Here is an 804-nt window from a genome sequence, read left to right as displayed (position 1 = left end):
TTCAGGCAACCGTCTGTGGTGTTTGCAGAGCTAAGATTGGCGGCTTAGCGTTGCACTTCGGAGTTGAATCCGCCTTTAACCTACGAATGTTGATATTTTTTCGTTATGATGATGTATACCGCAAAATAAGTAATTAAAAAAATATGATTTACTTATGGCAATTTTTTATTGTTATATGATTGGTTTGTTAAAGTTCGCAATTAATCTACGGTGTTTATACGGATTACACTGCTATATAATATCTTAAACTTTTTTATATGATTATAATGGCCCAATTGTTATTTGTTAACAAAATCAATGTTGATGACATTATCAGGAATATCATTGTTGGATTGAATTATCTCATACTCAATAAAATCCCCCCATTTCAAAAATAAATTCCGTAACTTCTCTGCTTGCTGACCGACTTGATAAGTTCTGATCAAACGATCTTTGGGGACATGGTTCAGCAGTAGCTCAATCAACCGTTCAGGTGCGTCCAGATACTCAGCACAACCTGTTGCAACACTGCGGCGTAGGTCATGTGGTGAGAAGGGGGCTGCTTCTGCCATATACTTTGTTCTTAAACGTTCAAGTGCACGAGTTATGGCATCACCCGTGACTGGAAAACCCGGTTTGCTGAGGGATTCGAATACCCAACCTCCTTCTGAAATAATGCGCTGTGTTTTCAGTATGGATAGGGCAAGAGGGTGCAGGGTCACAATATGGCTTTTACCATTTTTGGTGTCTGAACCGCCCCGGTTTTCCTGGAGAGTATTTTAGTTGGGAACTCAGGCTGCCAGATCCTTATTCCCGATGGAAGCA

At 40.3% G+C, this 804-nt stretch carries 1 pseudogene; it reads right to left on the bottom strand.

The features are described 5' to 3' along the window. Window positions 1-278: 278 nt before the first annotated feature. A pseudogene (locus ACSZPU_RS26040) lies at window positions 279-725 on the bottom strand (tyrosine-type recombinase/integrase); the annotation flags it as partial. Between the last annotated feature and the right edge of the window lie 79 nt (window positions 726-804).

This window comes from Phytobacter sp. V69 (assembly GCF_965644215.1).
Taxonomy (GTDB): domain Bacteria; phylum Pseudomonadota; class Gammaproteobacteria; order Enterobacterales; family Enterobacteriaceae; genus Phytobacter.
This window is presented reverse-complemented; position numbering and strand designations above follow the sequence as displayed.